Consider the following 1,898-nt stretch of genomic DNA (forward strand, 5'->3'; position numbering starts at 1 on the left):
ACGTAGAACTGCTGTTGCATGAGGCGATTGCCCAGCATATTGCCAAGCATGGAATGGAAGTCACCCTGACCAAGCTGGCCAGCAGGGTGATGGATATGTCGGAAGCCCTGATGATCGAGAAAGTTAAGATTGAGCACGACAACAGAACACTGACGGTGGAATGCGAACCACCACCGTTCACTATCAACCTGAGCATGGCACGTTTTCACTGAGTGTATAAGGCGGGTCATCCCGCCTTTCAGAAGAGGAAGAGAAAAATGAATGAAGCGCAAAAAAACACTATGAACGTTTTGAGAAATAACAGCATTCCATGCTGCTATGAATTAAGTAAGGTTGAATGCACCGTAACATGGCTGGAAGTTAATGGCTGCCACACGCCAACATTTCAGCTTGGTGGTCATGCACTCGACACTGACATTTCAGTAGAAACTGCTGACCATGAAGATTTTGAGTATTACGAACAGAACTATGGTTCAGAGCTGGAAGAAGGCCGTTATTACTATTACGACGGCGAACTCTATCACGATGAAATGAGTCCGTATCGTGAACACGATGAATTTAGTCAGTTTATAGCATCTGAAGTTAACGCAAGAATTTGGGATTTGAACAACGGATAACCCAAAGCTAACCAGCGCCGAAGTACACCCATTTATAGGAAATAGATATGCCGTTCGCTAAAGCAATTTTTAACAAGAACAAGCGGTTTCACTGGTATCGCGATGACAGTGATCTTGTCACTTCATTAAGCAAAAAATGATTTAAACCAGAAGTGGTTTGTTGCTGAGCTTTTTTATCCTGAATTTCCAGATTATGACGCCGAGATTCATAAGCTAGAGATCTCATTATTTCTGTCAAACCCTGCTGAGCTGGTTGAGTTTAAGATTTCCGCAGAGGTTAAGAGGCAGGTTTTAGAGCTGGAAGACTGGGTATAACCCCAGAGCTGACGGGCAGCGTAGCTGTCCCAGCCGAGCGAGTTGTTATACGGCTGGTCGATGGATGGGTAACACAATGAGCAATGTAATAAAGGTCAATTTTAAAAATCGTCGTTCGAACTGCCCAAAGTCTTTCTATATGCGATGGGTGAGTGCTGAGTATAAAAGGTGCCCTGATCCCGTAGCATGGACTTACCATGTTGCGTTTCGGGTATATGAAACTGACAAAAATTTTGCTGTACAGTTTATGACTGGAATTGGCTCAAAAGGTCAGAAATCCCCACACGCTTATTCACGGTCTAAACCTGTTTATAAGAAAGATTTGGATAAGCTGTGGTACTACATTTTTGACAAGCTCGACTTTTACAGAGCTGACGTCAAGGCAGTTGAATCGGCGATTCGTAAGGTTGCCGTATAACACAGGGGATATACCGCATCTAAGTTCTAATATCATTAACAACCGTACCAACAAGCCCGTCAGTCAGTCGGGCTTTTTGCTCTCCATCTTTTCAATCCGCTGATTCAACTCCCGCACTTCCTTCAGAAGCTGCTCCAGCGAACTGGCCTGAGCCAGTGAGGTTTCAATGCGATAAAGGTATTCGCTGTTAATGGATCGCTTGTTGCGTCTGGCAGCCTTACTGATCTGGGCATGAACGTCTTCAGGCACCCGCAAGCTGTAGACAGGCCATGACCTGCTCATTGCAGCCTCCCGTAACTGCACCGTGTAGGACGTATTGTGTTATTTCTCCTGTGCTTACGGGTAACTACACCGTGCAGTTATCTGCATATCGTCTATTTTGAGGTTAATCTTACAGACTCAAATAATGCGGGATATCAATGGAAAAAGACTACAGTGATCGACTAAATCGGCTCATAGATATTTTGAAAGAGCCAATGAAAGAACCAGGGGTAACCCTGCACTATGATCCTATTAATCGTAAAATCATACTGGTTCAGATGCCCTGT

General features: G+C 44.4%; 3 protein-coding genes. 2 read left to right on the forward strand and 1 reads right to left on the reverse strand.

Annotation, left to right across the window (positions count from 1 at the left end; translation table 11 throughout):
- The coding region (locus tag KDK16_RS05840) for a hypothetical protein (RefSeq protein WP_257275129.1) at positions 1–212 on the forward strand (212 nt) is incomplete at its 5' end.
- Positions 213–257: 45 nt separating this feature from the next.
- Positions 258–617, forward strand: a complete 360-nt coding sequence (locus tag KDK16_RS05845; protein ID WP_257275131.1) for a hypothetical protein — start codon at positions 258–260, stop codon at positions 615–617.
- A gap of 796 nt (positions 618–1,413) precedes the next feature.
- Here the strand turns inward: KDK16_RS05845 and KDK16_RS05850 are convergent.
- The gene (locus KDK16_RS05850) at positions 1,414–1,632 is read right to left on the reverse strand and encodes an Arc family DNA-binding protein (protein ID WP_257275132.1); all 219 of its coding nucleotides are present in this window, start codon (positions 1,630–1,632) and stop codon (positions 1,414–1,416) included.
- Positions 1,633–1,898: the final 266 nt, after the last annotated feature.

The organism is Endozoicomonas sp. SESOKO4 (assembly GCF_024606275.1).

Coding starts and splice junctions, on each gene's coding strand:
- KDK16_RS05845 (WP_257275131.1), top strand. CDS start 258: ATGAATGAAGCGCAAAAAAACACTATGAACGTTTTGAGAAATAACAGC.
- KDK16_RS05850 (WP_257275132.1), bottom strand. CDS start 1,632: ATGAGCAGGTCATGGCCTGTCTACAGCTTGCGGGTGCCTGAAGACGTT.